This window comes from Anaeromyxobacter sp. (genome assembly GCA_016718565.1).
In the GTDB taxonomy this organism is placed as follows: Bacteria; Myxococcota; Myxococcia; order Myxococcales; family Anaeromyxobacteraceae; genus JADKCZ01.
This window is the reverse complement of sequence record JADKCZ010000005.1, coordinates 644042-659915: the sequence shown is the minus strand read 5'-3', so window position 1 is coordinate 659915 and position 15874 is coordinate 644042. Positions and strand designations below refer to the sequence as shown.

The window sequence follows — 15874 nt, the reverse complement described above, 5'->3', positions numbered from 1 at the left end:
CCGGATCAGCGGCGGGGCCCGCGGCGGCCTCGCCCCCGGATGGCGCAACCTCCCGTCATCCTTGACAGGCGCGGTGGGCGGATCGTATAGAGCCGCCTCCCGGAGGGTCGGGTCGGCGCGCCGCCGTGGCACCAGGCGGAGAGCGCTCCCGGCGAAACTCCAGTGATTCCAAGGAGCAAGCGATGTACGCGGTGATCAAGACCGGCGGGAAGCAGTATCGCGTGGCGCAGGGCGACAAGCTCAAGGTCGAGCTCCTCGAGGCCGAGGTGGGCGGCGTGGTCAGCTTCGAGGCCCTGATGGTCGGCGGCGAGGGCGAGGCCAAGGTCGGCGCCCCCGTGGTGGCCGGCGCCGCCGTCGAGGGCAAGATCGTGGCCCACGGCAAGCACAAGAAGGTCATCCACTACCGGAAGAAGAAGGAGGGCTGGACCAAGAAGCGCGGTCACCGCCAGTCCTTCACCGAGATCCTCGTCACCGCGGTCCGCGGCTAAGGAAGGACGGACTCACCATGGCTCACAAAAAAGGACAGGGCTCCTCCCGCAACGGCCGCGACTCGGCCGGGCAGCACCGCGGCGTCAAGATCTACGGCTCGGAGAAGGTCATCTCCGGCAACATCCTGGTCCGCCAGTGCGGCACGCTGTTCCACCCGGGCGCCAACGTCGGCCTGGGCAAGGACTTCACGCTCTTCGCCACCTGCGCCGGGACCGTGAAGTACACCAAGACCCGCGGCGACCGCCGCGTCGTCTCGGTGATCCCCGAGGCCGAGGCCAAGGCCTAGCCTGGTCTCCCGGCGGGCCACCCGGCCGGCCGCAGCACGGCGCCGCGACCCACACCGGGTCCGCGGCGCTCGTCGTTTCAGGCAGGACCACGCCACGCCCCGAGGCACGCCATGAAGTTCGTCGACGAGGTCCGCATCCACGTGAAGGCCGGCGACGGCGGGGCCGGCTGCATCGCCTGGCGCCGCGAGAAGTTCATCCCGCGCGGTGGCCCGGCCGGCGGCGACGGCGGCGACGGCGGCGACGTGGTGCTGGTGGTGGACCCGCAGATGTCCACCCTGCTCGACTACCGCTTCATCCGCGAGCGCAAGGCCAAGAGCGGCGAGACCGGCCACGGCCGCGACATGAACGGCCTCTCCGGCCCGCACCTCGAGCTCAAGGTGCCGCAGGGCACGGTGGTGCGCGACGCCACCAGCGGCGAGGTGATCGTGGACATGTCGCAGGTCACCGAGCGCTTCGTCATCGCCAAGGGCGGGCGCGGCGGCCTGGGCAACCTCAACTACGCCACCTCCACCAACCAGGCGCCCCGCTTCGCCCAGGACGGCACCAAGGGCGAGGAGAAGGAGCTCTTCCTCGAGCTCAAGCTGCTGGCCGACGTGGGCATCGTGGGCTTCCCCAACGCCGGCAAGTCCACCCTCATCAGCCGCATCAGCAAGGCCCGGCCGAAGATCGCCGACTACCCCTTCACCACGCTCACCCCCAACCTCGGGGTGGCCAGCTGGCGCGGCGAGCGGAGCTTCGTGGTGGCCGACATCCCGGGGCTCATCGAGGGGGCGCACACCGGCGCCGGCCTGGGCCACCAGTTCCTGCGCCACGTGGAGCGCTGCCGCGTGCTGGTCCACCTGGTGGAGGGGGCCAACCCCGAGCCCGGCCGCACCCCGGCCAGGGACTTCGCCGGCATCAACCGCGAGCTGGCGCTCTACTCGAAGGAGCTGGCCACCAAGCCGCAGGTGGTGGTGGTCACCAAGGTGGACCTGCCGGAGGCGCGCGCCGCCGGGCTGGCCTGGCAGAAGGTCATGGCCCGCCGGGTGGTGCCGGTGCCGGTGCTGCTGCTCTCCTCCGCCACCGGCGAGGGGCTCGACGCCCTGCTCGACGCGGTGGCCGGCGAGATCTGGCCCGAGGTGTCGCCGCGCCGCTCGGCCCGCCCGCGCAAGGCCGGCCGCCCCCGCGCCGGCGCGGTCGAGGAAGCGCCGCCGCGCGCGGCGGTGCAGGCGCCCGCTCCCCGGAAGGCGGTCGCCGCCAAGGCCGCGCGGAAGCCCGCGCCGAAGGCGGCCCCGAAGGCGGCCGCGCCGAGGAAGAAGCCCGTGCCCAGGAAGGCTGGGGGCACGCAGGCCGCCGGCACGAAGGCCGCGCCCAGGCGGGCGGCGGGCAAGACGCCTGCCGGCAAGAAGGCCGGGGCGCCGCGGGGCCGGCGGTGACCCAGCGGCTCGGCCAGCCGGACTTCCTGCTGCCCGGGCGGCAGGCCCGCATCGACGAGGTGATCGCCGGGCGGACCCGCACCCTCACGCTGGTGATGGAGGCCTTCGCCGACGTGCAGAACGTCAACGCCGTCCTGCGCACCGCCGAGGCCTTCGGGGTGCAGGAGGTGCACGTCATCGAGGGGCCCATGAAGGCCTTCGACCGCAACAAGAAGATCAGCCTGAACGCCGACAAGTGGCTGGACGTGGTCCGCTGGAAGACCAGCCAGGAGTGCCTGGGGGCGCTCAAGGCGCGGGGCTTCGCGGTCTACGCCACCCACCTCGGCCCCGGCTCGCGCGACCTCACGGCCCTCTCCTTCGCCGGGCCGGTGGCGCTGGTCTTCGGCAACGAGCACCGCGGCGTCTCGCCGGAGGCGCTGGCGCTGGCCGACCTGAGCTACGCCATCCCCATGCGCGGCTTCAGCCAGTCGCTCAACGTGTCGGTGGCGGTGGCGGTCAGCCTGTTCCGCGCGGTGGAGCGGCGCCAGGAGGAGCGCGGGCGGCACGGGGATCTCACCGAGGCCGAGACCGCCGACCTCCGGGAGCGCTTCTACACCTGCTCGGTGAAGCAGCGCAGCCGCATCGCCAAGGCCGAGCGGGCGGCCGAGCGGACGCCCCGGCCGCGCGGCCGGCACGGCGGCCACGGTGGGCAGGTCGGGCACGGTGGACCGGGCGGGCAGGGCGAGCAGGGCGGGTAGGGCGAGCAGGGCGGGTAGGGTTCCGGGGCGGCAGGAGGACGCCGCGCCCCGGCCGGGATCCCGGCGGGCCCCGATGGGTCTGGCATGAACCCTCGGGCGGGCGGTGGGTCTCTCTCCTCCCACAGGAGGCTTCGCAAAAATGACCAAGCTCTTTCGGACGCTGATGTTGGGTGTGGTGCTCTCGGCTGGCTTCTCCGGCGTGGCCCTCGCGGGCGAGGAGAAGGCGGCCGTCAAGAAGGAGGCCCCCGGCCTCAAGGCCGGCGACACGGTGCACGTGTGCGGCTGCGGCGAGGGCTGCCACTGCAGCTCCATCAAGGCCGAGCCGGGCAAGTGCGGCTGCGGCAAGGACCTCATCCCGGCCAAGGTCACCAAGGTGGACGGGACCACCATCACGGTGGATCGCGGCGGCAAGCCCGGCGAGACCTCCTTCAAGGCCGCCTACAAGTGCGGCTGCGGCGCGGCCTGCACCTGCAACACCGTGGCGCTGGTGCCCGGCAAGTGCCACTGCGGCAAGGACCTCGTGAAGGTCGAGTGAGGCCTCACCCCGGTCGAGGCGCGCCCCGCTGACGCGCCCCGCTGCGCCGGCCCCCTCCCCCGAGGGGCGCCGGCGTCGTCGTCTCAGGGGGCCGGCGCGGCCCGGCACCCGTCCCAGAACCCTTGCAGGTCCGGCGGCAGCGGCGCCTCGAAGGCCGCCGGCGCGCCGGTGCCCGGGTGCGGGAAGGCCAGCCGCCAGGCGTGCAGGGCGTGGCGCTCCAGGCGCAGCGCGGCCCGGTCGGCCTCGGTGAGCGCCTTCTTGGTGAAGCGGTCGAAGATCAGCTCGTCGCCGCCGTAGATCTTGTCGCCCACCAGCGGCAGGCCGGCGTGGTGCAGGTGGGCCCGGATCTGGTGCTGCCGGCCGGTGCGGGGGTGGCAGGAGAGCAGCACCACCGCCGCGCCGTCGGGCGCGGTGCGCCGCCCCAGCACCTCGAAGCCGGTGTGCGCCGCGGCCCCGGCGAAGTGGACGTGCATGCGCACCCGCACCTCGCTCTGCAGGGTCAGCGCCAGCGGCGCGTCCACCTCGAAGGCCTCGTCGGCGGGTGAGCCCAGGGCCAGCGCCAGGTAGACCTTGGCCACCTTGCCGTCGGCGAAGGAGCGCTTCAGCCGGGTGGTCCACTCCGGCGCCGTGCCGCAGGCCAGCAGCCCGGAGGTCTCGCGGTCCAGGCGGTGGGCCGGGTCCACCTTGCGGTCCGGGTAGCGCCCCTTGGCCACCGCGGTGAAGGTGTGCTCGAAGTAGCGCGCCGTGGGGTGGATGGGCAGGCCGGCCGGCTTGTCCACCACCAGCAGCTGGCCGTCGTCGTGCACCACCCCGAAGTGGAGCGGCGTCTCCGGCTCCGGCTCGGCCTCCCGCCACAGCGAGAAGGCCAGCCCGGGGTGGACCGGCGAGTCGGGCGCCAGCCGCCGGCCGTCGGCGGCGTCGAGGCGGTGCTCCACCAGGAAGGCCGCCTTCTCCGGGTCGAGCCGGCGGATCTTCTCCATCAGGTAGCGGTCGAGCCGCCACCCGGCGTAGTTCCGCTCGACGGTGAAGTGGGCCCGGACGACGCGCGGCACGCGGCGCACCGTAGCACCACGCGCGGCGCCAGCGGGAGGACGGCCGGCGGCCCCGCAACCCCCCGCCACCAGGGGCCGTCCGGAGGCGCCCGAGGTGGGGGAAACCGCCAATTGACGCCCCGGATCCCGGGGCGTAGGTTGACGCCCCGGGTTGAGACGAGTCGCCGTCATCATTCCGGCCCGGTACGGATCCAGTCGCTTTCCCGGGAAACCCCTCGCCATCCTGGCAGGCAGCCCCGTCATCGCCCACGTCGTCAGGCGGGCACGGCGGGCACGCGGCGTGGACGTGGTGGCGGTCGCCACCGACGATCCACGCATCGCCGCTGCTGCCGAGCAGGCGGGGGCCATCGCCATCATGACCGGACCGGCCGCGACGGGCACGGACCGCGTGGCCGAGGCGGCGAGGCAGCTCGTCCCGAGGGCGGAGCTGGTGGTGAACCTGCAGGGCGACGAGCCGCTCATCGAGCCGGAGGCCATCGAGGCCTTGCTCCAGGCCATGGCCGGGAGCGACGCCGAGATGGGCACCCTGGCCCGCCCGCTCGAGGCGGGCGAGGCCGAGCGGTCGCAGGTGGTCAAGGTGGTCACCGACCTGACCGGCCACGCCCTCTACTTCTCGCGGGCCACCATCCCGCACCGGCGCGACGGCGGGGTCAGCCCGCTGTGCCGCGCCCACGTCGGCATCTACGCCTTCACGGCCTCGTTCCTGGAGCGCTTCGCGCGGCTCGCTCCCGGCCGGCTGGAGGGGGAGGAGGCGCTCGAGCAGCTCAGGGCGCTGGAGAACGGGATCCGGATCCGGGTGGCGGACACCGCCTACCGCGGCTTCGGGATCGACACGCCGGAGGACCTGGCGCGCGCCCAGGCCCTGCTGGCGGCGGACGTCTAGGCGAAACGGAGCGGAGCCATGGTGAAGCGGGGCAAGAAGACGAAGTACCTGTTCGTGACCGGCGGCGTGGTCAGCTCGCTCGGCAAGGGCCTGGCGGCCGCCTCCATCGGCGCGCTGCTGGAGAACCGCGGCCTGGAGGTGATGCACCTCAAGCTCGACCCGTACATCAACGTGGATCCGGGCACCATGAGCCCGTTCCAGCACGGCGAGGTCTTCGTCACCGACGACGGGGCCGAGACCGACCTGGACCTGGGGCACTACGAGCGGTTCACCACCGCCAAGATGACCCGCAAGAACAACTACACCACCGGGCGCATCTACCAGAACGTCATCAACCGCGAGCGGCGCGGCGAGTACCTGGGCAAGACGGTGCAGGTGATCCCGCACATCACCGACGAGATCAAGGCCTGCATCCGCGAGGCGGCCGGCGTGGCCGACATCCTCATCGTCGAGATCGGCGGCACGGTGGGCGACATCGAGTCGCTGCCCTTCCTCGAGGCCATCCGCCAGATGAAGTACGACGTGGGCGAGGAGAACGTGGTCTACGCCCACCTCACCCTGGTGCCCTTCATCGCCGCGGCCGGTGAGCTCAAGAGCAAGCCGACCCAGCACTCGGTCAAGGAGCTGCGCGAGATCGGCATCCAGCCCGACATCCTGCTGTGCCGCTCGGATCGCGAGATCCCGCGCGACATGAAGGACAAGATCGCCCTCTTCTGCAACGTCGACCCGGGCGCGGTCTTCACCGCGCTGGACGTGAAGTCCATCTACGAGGTGCCGCTCGAGCTGCACCACGAGGGGCTCGACGACAAGCTGGCCGAGCTCTTCAACATCTGGAGCCGCGCCCCGCGGCTGGAGAAGTGGGAGACCATCGTCGAGAAGGTCAAGAGCCCGCGCTTCGGCACGGTGCGCATCGGCGTGGTGGGCAAGTACGTCGAGCTGCAGGAGAGCTACAAGAGCCTCAACGAGGCGCTGGTGCACGGCGGCATCGCCAGCGACGTCCGGGTGGAGAACGTCTTCATCGACTCCACCAAGCTGGAGGAGGGCGACCTCTCCGGCCTGGACCAGGTGGACGCCATCCTGGTGCCGGGCGGCTTCGGCATCCGCGGCACCGAGGGGAAGATCCTGGCGGTGCGCCACGCCCGCGAGCGGAAGATCCCCTTCTTCGGCATCTGCCTGGGGCTGCAGATGGCGGTCATCGAGTTCGGGCGCGACGTGCTCGGCCTGGACCGGGCCAACTCGCTGGAGTTCGACGAGCAGACGGCCCACCCGGTGGTGACGCTGATGGACGGCCAGAAGGGCGTCACCCAGAAGGGCGGCACCATGCGCCTGGGCAGCTACCCCTGCCACCTCACCGAGGGCACCAAGGCGCGCGAGCTCTACGGCAAGGAGGTGGTGGAGGAGCGCCACCGCCACCGCTTCGAGTTCAACAACGCCTACCGGGCCCAGTACGAGGCCGCCGGCATGATCTTCTCCGGGCTCAACACCGAGCTGGGCCTGGTGGAGATGATCGAGCTCAACAACCACCCGCACTTCGTGGGCTGCCAGTTCCACCCCGAGTTCAAGTCCAAGCCCTTCCTGCCGCACCCGCTCTTCGCCGGCTTCGTCAAGGCGGCGCGCGAGCACCGCGACGCGCTGCAGCGGCAGCCGGGCGCGGCGGTCACCAAGCTGCCGGTCGGGAAGGCCTGAGTGGCCGGGGTGTTGGCCCGCATCGGCGGGCACCTGGTGGGCGACGGCCAGCCGCTCCTGCTCATCGCCGGCCCGTGCGTCATGGAGGGCGAGGCCCACGCCCTGGCCCACGCCCGCCGGGTCAAGGCCCTGGCCGAGAAGCACGGGCTGCAGGTGATCTTCAAGGCCAGCTTCGACAAGGCCAACCGCTCCAGCGGAAAGTCTTACCGCGGCCCCGGGCTGGAGGTCGGCATGGCCGCCTTCCAGGCGGTCAAGCGCGAGACCGGCCTGGCCTGCACCACCGACGTGCACGAGAGCTGGCAGGCCGAGGTGGTGGGCAAGGTGGTGGACCTGCTGCAGGTGCCGGCCTTCCTGTGCCGGCAGACCGACCTGGTCATCGCCTGCGCCACCCACGGCAAGAGCGTCACGGTGAAGAAGGGGCAGTTCCTGGCGCCGCGCGACATGCGCCACGCCCTGGCCAAGTGCCACGAGGCCGGCAACCGCGACGTCATGTTCATCGAGCGGGGCGCCAGCTTCGGCTACGGCAACCTGGTGGTGGACATGCGCGGCCTGGTCATCATGCGCGAGCTGGGGGCGCCGGTCTGCCTGGACGCCACCCACTCGGTGCAGCTGCCCGGCGGCGCCGGCGACGTCACCGGCGGCGAGCGGCAGTTCGTGGCCCCGCTGGCCCGCGCCGCGGCGGCGGTGGGCATCGACGCCCTCTTCATGGAGATCCACGAGGACCCCTCGGTGGCCAAGAGCGACGGCACCAACAGCCTCGACTTCCCCATGGCCGACCGGATCCTGGGCGAGGTGCTGGCGGTGCGGCGGGCCCTGGGGCAGCGGTGAGGCGGCCCGGCCAGCCCTGGAGCCGCGCGTGAGCCCGGTGAAGCCCACCTCCCGCAGCAAGCTCTCGCCGCGCGCCCTGCTGGCCCGCGCCGCCAGGATCCGGCTGGTGCTGCTCGACGTGGACGGGGTGCTCACCGACGGCCGGCTGTACTACGGCGCCGAGGGCGAGCTGATGAAGGCCTTCGACGTGAAGGACGGCCACGGCATCGTGCTGCTGCGCGACCACCTCGACTTCGGCGTCATCTCCGGCCGGCCCGGCAAGGCCACCCAGCGGCGGCTGGAGGAGCTGCGCTTCAAGCACCTCATCTTCGGCCAGCTCGACAAGCTGGCCGGCTACGCCCAGCTGGCCCACCTCGGCCTGCCCGACGAGGCGGTGGCCTACATGGGCGACGACGTGAACGACCTGCCGCTGCTGGCGCGGGTGGGGCTCTCGGCCGCCCCGGCCGACGCCCGGCCCGAGGTGCGCGCCGCCGTCCACTTCGCCACCCGCGCCCCCGGCGGGCGCGGCGCGGTGCGCGAGCTGTGCGACCTGCTGGCGGCCGCGCAGGGGCTCGGTCACCGGGCCTGAGGCAGCCCTCCGGCTCCGGCACCGCGCAGGCCGTCCGGCGCGTCGCCTCGCGACGGCGGGGCGCAGGCCGAGGGCTCCCGGCGAGCGGCGTGGCCGCGCCGCGCCCGCTCGCTCACCGCTCCAGCGTCGAGTCGGTCACGACGGGCGCGCCGCGCCCCAGGTAGAAGATGCCCGGCAGGCCGGCGGTCTCGAAGCCGTGGCTGGGGTTTCTGCGCAGCGTGGAGCGGTCGATGGCCAGGGTGCCGCTGAGGTCGTTGCTGACGAAGAAGACCGCGCCGCCGCCCTCGAGAGCGTCGTTGTCCTCGAGGCGCGAGCCGCACAGCGCCAGCGAGAAGGTGTTGCCGTCGAGGTAGATGGCCCCGCCGCTGCCGCCGCCCGGGGTGCCCGGGCGCTGCGGGTTGGCGCCCACCCCGACCGCCTGGTTGTGGGTGAAGACCGAGTTCTGGACGCGCCAGGACACCCCGATGCTGGAGAGCGCGCCGCCGTTGGCGCCCACGTTGCCGAGCCCGGGCGCGCCGCCGAAGGTGCTGTCCACCACGTGGACCGGCAGGCCGGCCGACTGGCTCAGGGCGCGGATGGCGGCGCCGCCCACGTCCGGTCCGGTGAGGTCGCAGCGGTTGCCGACGAAGCGGCAGCCCACCACCTTGAGCCGGCCGCCGCGGGCGAAGATGGCGCCGCCCCCGCCGCCGTCGAAGGTCTCGCCGGTGGCGTCGCCGTCGGCGAAGGTGAGGTGCTGCACGGTGAGCGCCGGGGTGGGCTGGTCCTGGCAGTGCGAGGTGGTCCAGACCTGGGCCGGGTCGCAGGTGTCCTGGTAGAGGATGCGGACGCGGCCGCCGCCGCTCAGGGTCACCCTCCCGCCGCCGTCGATGACCACCTTCGGCCCCCGGTCGTTGAACACCTTGGCGGTGCGGGTGAGCAGGATGGTCGCCGGCGCCGGGCCGCAGTCGAAGGTGATGACCCCGCCCCGGGCCACCGCCGCGACGAACGCCTCGCCGGTGCAGGAGGCCGGCGTGCCGGTGCCGACCACCGTGGTCGGGGAGGAGACGTCCTCGGGGAGGGCGTCTGCCGAGGGCGCGCAGCTGGCGGCGGGCGCCGGCGCCTGGGACCCGCCGCAGCCGGCGAGGAGGAAGAGGGTGGCGGTGGCCAGGGCGGGGCGGAGCATGGCGGGCACGCGGTGGGACGGAGTGTGCCACGGCCGGAGGGCGCCCGGCTTGATCAACCGTGCGATCGTGCGAGAGTGCTCGCCAGAGGCGGGCGTGTGTGGCCGAGGCAGGACCGGATGCGGCGCAGGCCTGCACCAGGGCGGCTCCCGGGGGAGGGAGAGGCGTGACGAACAGCATCCAGCGTACAGGTCGCCTGGTGGGCCTGGGTCTCGCGGCGATGGGCGCGTGGGTCCTCCTGGCGGCCGGGCTCTACCTGGTGTCTCCAGGCCTGGGGAGAGCCTTCCTGGTGCTCGGCGCTCCGGTGTCGGTCCTGGTCGGCGGCCTTGGCGCTCGCCGGCGGGCCGTGCCAGGCGGCCCGGGGCAGGAGGCGGGTGGTGGGGCGGTGGCCGCCTCGTCGAGCGGGGAGCGGGGTGGCACGGGGAGATCGCTCGCCGATCTCCTGCTCGGTACCGTGGGGTGCGCGCTCCTCGTGGTGGATGGCGCGACGCCGTTCGAGGTCGCGTTCCTGCCGCAGGGGAGCCTCTTCGTCGGCGTCATGGCGAGCGTCGTCGCGACCCTGCTCCTGGCCTGGCGTGCGGGAGGTGGGGTTCGTGGAGCGTCGCCAGCCCTCCTGCTCCTGTACGTGGGCGGCATGGCGGGGCCGCGGTGGTTCTCGGCGGCAGAGTGCGCCGTCCTGGTGGGGGCCGCCGGCGCCTTCGGGGTGGCCAAGGGGCTCCTCGAGGCGCGGAAGCAGCAGCACCTCGCGCTGCGAGAGACCGGCTGACGAGGGGACCTTGCCCGCCACCCGGCCGCGTGCCAACTTTCCGCGCGCCATGCCGGTGCCGCTGCACAAGCGCCTCAAGCGCTCGGTCCGCTCCTCGCTCATCGCCGGCCTGCTGCGCCTGGTGCAGCTCATCCCGCTCGGCCCGGCCTACCGCATCGGCGGCTGGGGCGGCGCGCTGGCCTACCGCGTCTTCGGCCGGACCCGCGCCCTGGCCCTCACGCACCTCGCCCTGGCCTTCCCGGAGAAGACCGAGGCGGAGCGGCGCGCCATCGCCCGCCAGGTGTTCGTGAACCTGGGCCGCTCGGCCATGGAGATCGCCTCCATCTCGAGCTACGACCACCGGCTCACCGCCTACATGCAGGAGCGCGACCCCGCGCTGCTGCGGCAGGCGGTGGCCGCGGGCAAGGGGGTGGTCTTCGTCACCGGCCACCTGGGGAACTGGGAGCTGATGGCGCGGCTGGTGGCCCGGGTGGGCGCGCCGGTGTCGGCGGTGGCCAAGCGGGGGAGCGACGCCCGCCTCATGGGGCTCATCGAGCGGTGGCGCGCCGGCGGGGGGGTGACCACCCTGTGGCGGGAGGATCCGTCCACGGCCCGGGCGCTGCTCCGGGTCTTCAAGGAGGGGCGGGTCCTCGGCATCCTGGTGGACCAGGACACCCGGGTGCAGGGGGTCTGGGTGCCGTTCTTCGGGCGGCCTGCCTATACCCCCCGTGCCCCGGGCGACCTGGCGCTGCGCACCGGGGCGCCGGTGCTGGTGGGCACCAGCCACCGCCGCGGGCCGAACCCGGGCGACGGCTTCCTGTTCGAGGTGACCGAGATCCCCTACGACCCGAAGCCGGCCGACCGGGAGGCGGAGGTCCTGCGGATCACGGCGGCCTGCCAGGCGGTCATGGAGGAGGCCATCCGGCGCCACCCGGCCGACTGGGTCTGGATGCACGAGCGCTGGAAGACCCCGCCGCCGACCGAGGGCGCCGCTGAAGGTGACCCGGTCGAGGCAGTCTGAGCAGGGGCCTGGCGCCGGATCCACCGCCTGGGCCAGCTGCCCTCTGAAAGCAAAGAAGATGCCCGGATCCAAGGGGTTAGGTTGGAGCCCGGACCCGCCGACTAGCAAGGGCTGTGCCCGTGGTTTGGCACGAAAAAGAGTGCTAGGGTTCGGCGCACTTGCATGCGCTCCAGGCCTTTCAACCCCGCGTTCGTCGCCTCCCTCGTGGCCGCAGCCTGCGGCCTGGCCGCCTGCGGCATGGGCCGGCCGCGGGTGGCCGCGGAGCTGGTGCCCGAGCTGGCCCTGGAGGGCGTCACCTTCCGGATCGACCGGGGCGGCGTGACCCGGGCCACCGGTGAGGCCGACCGGGTGACCTACCGGCGCGACACCACCGCCGTGGCGGCCACCGGGCTGGTCCTCCTGCTGGCGGGCGCTGAAGGGCCGGTCCGGGTGACGGCGCCGTCCGGCCGGGGGATCGTGACCGAACGCCGCTTCGAGGCGGTGGGCGGGCTGGAGGCCTCCCGGGGCGCCGATCGGGCGGTCACCGCCGCGGCCCACTACGAACCCGCCGAGCCCAGCCCCGCACACCCCGAACAGGCTGGGCCCGGTCCAGGACCGGGCCTGGTCCGCGGGACCGACCCGGTGACCCTCTCCGGTCCCGGCTACCGGCTCACCGGCACCGGCTTCACGCTGGATCCGGCGTCGGGCGTCATCGTGATCGGCGGCGGAGCCCACCTGGTGACCGGCCTCCCGGTGGCGAAGTGATGCTGGCCCCCCTCCTCATGGCCGCGGCCCTGGCGGCCGCCCCGGCCGCGGCCCCGACCCCGGCCTCGACCCCGGCCTCGACCCCGACCTCGACCCCGACCTCGACCCCGGCGTCGCCCCCGCCCAGGAAGGCCTCCGCCGCGCTCCCGCCGCTGGCCTCCGACAAGCCGGTCCGGATGGACGCCGAGGAGGTCCGCTTCTCCTGGCGCACCCGCCAGGTCACGGTCATCGGCCGGCCGCTCGTCACCATGCACCACGACGACGCCACCCTGTCCTGCCGCAAGCTGACCGGCGAGAACGACGCCGCCGGCAAGCTCCGGCAGGCCACCTGCGAGGGCCAGGTGAAGATGACCCGCGGCGACCGGACCGTGACCTGCGAGCGGGCCACCTACGACCGCGACGCCGCCAGGCTGGTCTGCACCGGCAACCCGGTGCTGCGCGACGCGGGCGGCACCGAGGCCCGCGGCACCACGCTCACCTACGACCTGGGGGCCGACGAGGTCCGGCTGGAGGGGGCCGCCCAGGTGACCGTGCCGGCCGGCCAGATGGACCTCCTGCAGCGCACCTCGCTGCGCGGGGCGCCCCAGGCGACGCCCGCCGAGCCGGCCACCCCGGGCGCCACCCCGCCGGCGCAGCCGCCCGCCCCGGGGGCACCGCCCACCCAGCCGCCGCCCGGCGGGGCCCGCCCATGAGCACCACCGGGCTGCTGCGCGCCGAGGGGCTGGTCAAGAGCTACAAGCGCCGCCGCGTGGTGGACGGGGTCTCCTTCCAGGTGGCGCCCGGCGAGGTGGTGGGCCTGCTCGGCCCCAACGGCGCCGGCAAGTCCACCAGCTTCAACATGGTGGTGGGGCTGGTGACGCCCGACGCCGGCCGGGTGCTGCTGGGCGACCAGGACCTGACGCCGCTGCCCATGCACCGGCGCGCCCGGCTGGGGGTGGGCTACCTCCCGCAGGAGGCCTCCATCTTCCGCAAGCTGACGGTGCGCCAGAACTTCACCGGCGTGCTGGAGGCGCTGGGCATGGGCCGCCGGGCGCGCGAGGCGCGGGCCGACGAGCTGCTGGCCGAGTACCGCCTCGAGAAGGTGGCCGACAGCCTCGGCGAGACCCTCTCCGGTGGCGAGCGGCGCCGCGCCGAGGTGGCGCGCAGCCTGCTCTCCAACCCGCGCTTCATCCTCTTCGACGAGCCCTTCGCCGGCGTGGACCCCATCGCGGTGGGCGAGCTGCAGCGGCTCATCGGCGGGCTGCGCGACCGCACCATCGGCGTCCTCATCACCGACCACAACGTGCGCGAGGCGCTGGGCATCTGCAGCCGCGCCTACATCCTGTCCGCCGGGGCCATCCTGGTGGCCGGCACGCCCGCCGAGATCGCCTCCAGCCAGAAGGCGCGCTCGGCCTACCTCGGGGAGAAATTCCGCCTCGAAGACGTCCCCGCGGAGCGGAGCCCATGAGCCTGGAGCTGAAGCAGCACCTCAAGATGACCCAGCAGCTGGTGATGACGCCCCAGCTGCAGCAGGCCATCAAGCTCCTGCAGCTGTCGCGCATGGAGCTGGTGGACCTGGTCCAGACCGAGATGAACGAGAACCCGCTGCTGGACGGGGCGGACGACGGCGAGGAGCCGGCCGCCGAGTCCGGCTCCAGCCCGGCCGAGCAGCAGGCGGCCGAGTCGGCCCCGGAGCCCAAGGCGGCCGAGAAGTCGGAGGAGGTCAAGGGCGAGGAGGGGCAGAACGAGATCGACTGGGACCAGTACCTCGACCACTACCAGCTGCAGGGCCACACCGCGCCGTCCAACCGCGGCATGGCCGACGAGGAGCTGCCCGGCTACGAGGCCACCCTCACCCGCAAGACCGACCTGACCGACCACCTGGTCTGGCAGCTGCGCCTCTCCAAGTTCACCGAGGAGGAGGAGCGGGTGGCCATGCTGATCATCGGCAACCTCGACCAGGACGGCTACTTCAAGATGCCGGCGGTGGAGGGGGACGACGCCGCCGAGGACGCCAGCCCGCGCGACCCGCTGGTGCGGGTCTCCTTCGAGGCCGGGGTGGGCCTGGCGCGCTGCGAGCACGTGCTCAAGATGGTGCAGACGCTCGACCCCATCGGCATCGCCGCCCGCGACCTGCGCGAGTGCCTGCTGCTGCAGGTGGCGCACCTCAACGCCGACACGCCCGAGATCGTGGCCATCATCGAGCGCCACCTGAAGCACCTGGAGTCGAAGAACTACGCCGCCATCGCCAAGGACCTGAAGATCTCCATCGACGAGGTGGTCAAGGCGGTCAAGGTGATCAGCCGGCTGGAGCCCAAGCCGGGCCGCGCCTACACCGGCGAGGAGGCGCAGTACATCACCCCCGACGTCTACGTGCACAAGATGGGCGATCGCTACGTCACGGTGCTCAACGACGACGGCCTCTCCAAGCTGCGCATCTCGGCCACCTACCGGGCCGCCCTGAAGAACGGGCAGGCCGGCAAGGCCAAGGACTACATCCAGGACAAGCTGCGCAGCGCGGTCTGGCTGATCCGCTCCATCCACCAGCGCCAGCGGACCATCTACAAGGTCACCGAGTCGATCGTGAAGTTCCAGCGCGACTTCCTGGACAAGGGGATCGCCTTCCTCCGGCCGCTCATCCTGCGGGACGTGGCCGAGGACATCGGCATGCACGAGTCGACGGTCTCGCGGGTCACCACCAACAAGTACGTGCACACCCCGCAGGGCATCTACGAGCTCAAGTTCTTCTTCAACTCGGCCATCAACAAGACCGGCGGCGACGAGATCGCCAGCGAGGCCGTCAAGAACCACATCAAGCAGATCGTGGCGGCCGAGGACCCCAAGAAGCCCCACTCCGACCAGCACATCGTGGAGCTCCTGAAGGGCCAGGGCATCGAGATCGCCCGCCGCACCGTGGCCAAGTACCGCGAGGTGCTGGGCATCCTGCCCAGCTCCAAGCGCAAGAAGTACTTCTAGAGTCAAGGTCCTGACGCGCCGGGCCGTCACGCCCCGAGCGGGCCGCCGGAGATCGCCACGATCGACGTGCCGCTTTCCGGCGGCCTGCTATCATCACTCCAGCATGTCGGTAGCCGGCAGCTCCATCGGCCGCGGCACCAGCGACGCCAGATCCGGCGCGCGGGCCGCGGCCGAGTCCGTTGGAGCATCCCCACGCAGAGGAGGCGGTCCATGCAGGTGAACATCACCTTCCGGCATCTCGAGCCCACCGAGGCCCTGAAGTCGCACGTGAAGGGACGCGTCGAGCACGTCCAGAAGTACATCGACCGGCCCAGCGAGGCCCACGCCGTGCTGCACGTGGAGAACCTGGCCCACCACGCCGAGATCACCGTGAAGGCTGGGCGCTTCCTGCTGCGCGGCAGCGCCAAGTCGAAGGACATGTACGCCTCCATCGACGAGGCGGCCGACAAGATCGAGCGGCAGCTCCTCAAGCACAAGGGCAAGCTGGCCGACAAGAAGAACGGCAGCCAGGCCGAGACGCTGCCCATGGAGGTGCGCCACGACGTGCTCGACATCATCGACCACCCGGAGCGCCCCAGCCACCGGGTGGTGAAGAGCACCGCCTTCCAGGCCAAGCGCATGACGGTGGACGACGCCATCCTCCAGCTCGACCTGCTCGGCAGCCAGTTCTTCGTGTTCCAGAACGCCGGCGACGGCGCCGTCAACGTGGTCTACCGGCGCGAGGACGGCAGCCTCGGGCTCATCGAGGCGCGCACCGCGTGAGCGGGCG

General features: G+C 72.8%; 18 protein-coding genes. 16 read left to right on the top strand and 2 right to left on the bottom strand.

The features are described from left to right. Positions 1-182 precede the first annotated feature (182 nt). The 5 genes from rplU to IPO09_15285 all read left to right on the top strand — a co-directional run bounded on the left by rplU (position 183) and on the right by IPO09_15285 (position 3463). Complete coding sequence (gene rplU, locus IPO09_15305) at positions 183-488, top strand: 50S ribosomal protein L21 (protein MBK9518688.1); 306 nt, start codon at positions 183-185, stop codon at positions 486-488. Between the two features lie 17 nt (positions 489-505). Then, positions 506-775: a 50S ribosomal protein L27 gene (gene rpmA / locus IPO09_15300; GenBank protein MBK9518687.1), complete on the top strand. Its 270-nt coding sequence runs from the start codon at positions 506-508 to the stop codon at positions 773-775. A gap of 111 nt (positions 776-886) precedes the next feature. Then, positions 887-2191, top strand: a complete 1305-nt coding sequence (gene obgE / locus IPO09_15295; protein ID MBK9518686.1) for a GTPase ObgE — start codon at positions 887-889, stop codon at positions 2189-2191. Positions 2192-2286: 95 nt separating this feature from the next. Then, a complete protein-coding gene (locus IPO09_15290; GenBank protein MBK9518685.1) occupies positions 2287-2928 on the top strand; it encodes an RNA methyltransferase in 642 nt (213 codons plus the stop codon). 139 nt (positions 2929-3067) lie between these two features. After that, positions 3068-3463: a hypothetical protein gene (locus IPO09_15285; GenBank protein ID MBK9518684.1), complete on the top strand. Its 396-nt coding sequence runs from the start codon at positions 3068-3070 to the stop codon at positions 3461-3463. A gap of 83 nt (positions 3464-3546) precedes the next feature. On the opposite strand, the gene IPO09_15280 is transcribed toward IPO09_15285, so the two are convergent. After that, a complete protein-coding gene (locus IPO09_15280) occupies positions 3547-4443 on the bottom strand; it encodes an RluA family pseudouridine synthase (GenBank protein MBK9518683.1) in 897 nt (298 codons plus the stop codon). A gap of 223 nt (positions 4444-4666) precedes the next feature. Here IPO09_15280 and kdsB point away from each other — a divergent pair, with 223 nt between their 5' ends. Genes kdsB through IPO09_15260 form a run of 4 tightly spaced genes read left to right on the top strand, consistent with a single transcriptional unit; the run spans position 4667 to position 8480 of the window. Beyond that, entirely contained in the window at positions 4667-5398 is a 732-nt protein-coding gene (kdsB, locus tag IPO09_15275) for a 3-deoxy-manno-octulosonate cytidylyltransferase (protein ID MBK9518682.1), read from the top strand. A gap of 18 nt (positions 5399-5416) precedes the next feature. Then, positions 5417-7084, top strand: a complete 1668-nt coding sequence (locus IPO09_15270; protein MBK9518681.1) for a CTP synthase — start codon at positions 5417-5419, stop codon at positions 7082-7084. Then, entirely contained in the window at positions 7085-7912 is an 828-nt protein-coding gene (kdsA, locus tag IPO09_15265) for a 3-deoxy-8-phosphooctulonate synthase (GenBank protein ID MBK9518680.1), read from the top strand. A gap of 37 nt (positions 7913-7949) precedes the next feature. Then, the gene (locus IPO09_15260) at positions 7950-8480 is read left to right on the top strand and encodes an HAD hydrolase family protein (protein MBK9518679.1); all 531 of its coding nucleotides are present in this window, start codon (positions 7950-7952) and stop codon (positions 8478-8480) included. 112 nt (positions 8481-8592) lie between these two features. Here the strand turns inward: IPO09_15260 and IPO09_15255 are convergent, their stop codons facing one another. Then, positions 8593-9507, bottom strand: coding sequence for a hypothetical protein (locus IPO09_15255; GenBank protein ID MBK9518678.1), 915 nt, complete (start codon positions 9505-9507; stop codon positions 8593-8595). Positions 9508-9806: 299 nt separating this feature from the next. On the opposite strand from IPO09_15255, the gene IPO09_15250 reads away from it, so the two are divergent. The 7 genes from IPO09_15250 to raiA all read left to right on the top strand — a co-directional run bounded on the left by IPO09_15250 (position 9807) and on the right by raiA (position 15867). Next, positions 9807-10406 carry a hypothetical protein gene (locus IPO09_15250; GenBank protein MBK9518677.1) on the top strand — a complete coding sequence of 200 codons (600 nt, stop codon included), beginning with the start codon at positions 9807-9809 and terminating at the stop codon, positions 10404-10406. 49 nt (positions 10407-10455) lie between these two features. Next, a complete protein-coding gene (locus IPO09_15245) occupies positions 10456-11406 on the top strand; it encodes a lysophospholipid acyltransferase family protein (protein MBK9518676.1) in 951 nt (316 codons plus the stop codon). Between the two features lie 162 nt (positions 11407-11568). Beyond that, positions 11569-12150, top strand: coding sequence for a hypothetical protein (locus IPO09_15240; protein MBK9518675.1), 582 nt, complete (start codon positions 11569-11571; stop codon positions 12148-12150). Further along, positions 12150-12842 carry an organic solvent tolerance protein OstA gene (locus tag IPO09_15235; protein ID MBK9518674.1) on the top strand — a complete coding sequence of 231 codons (693 nt, stop codon included), beginning with the start codon at positions 12150-12152 and terminating at the stop codon, positions 12840-12842. Before IPO09_15240 ends, IPO09_15235 begins: the two co-directional genes overlap by 1 nt. Then, positions 12839-13597, top strand: coding sequence for an LPS export ABC transporter ATP-binding protein (gene lptB, locus IPO09_15230; protein ID MBK9518673.1), 759 nt, complete (start codon positions 12839-12841; stop codon positions 13595-13597). The genes IPO09_15235 and lptB overlap by 4 nt, the downstream gene beginning before the upstream one ends. Further along, positions 13594-15105 carry an RNA polymerase factor sigma-54 gene (gene rpoN, locus IPO09_15225; protein MBK9518672.1) on the top strand — a complete coding sequence of 504 codons (1512 nt, stop codon included), beginning with the start codon at positions 13594-13596 and terminating at the stop codon, positions 15103-15105. The genes lptB and rpoN overlap by 4 nt, the downstream gene beginning before the upstream one ends. A 210-nt stretch (positions 15106-15315) precedes the next feature. Beyond that, on the top strand, positions 15316-15867 hold the full coding sequence (raiA, locus tag IPO09_15220; protein MBK9518671.1) for a ribosome-associated translation inhibitor RaiA: 552 nt from the start codon (positions 15316-15318) through the stop codon (positions 15865-15867). Positions 15868-15874: the final 7 nt, after the last annotated feature.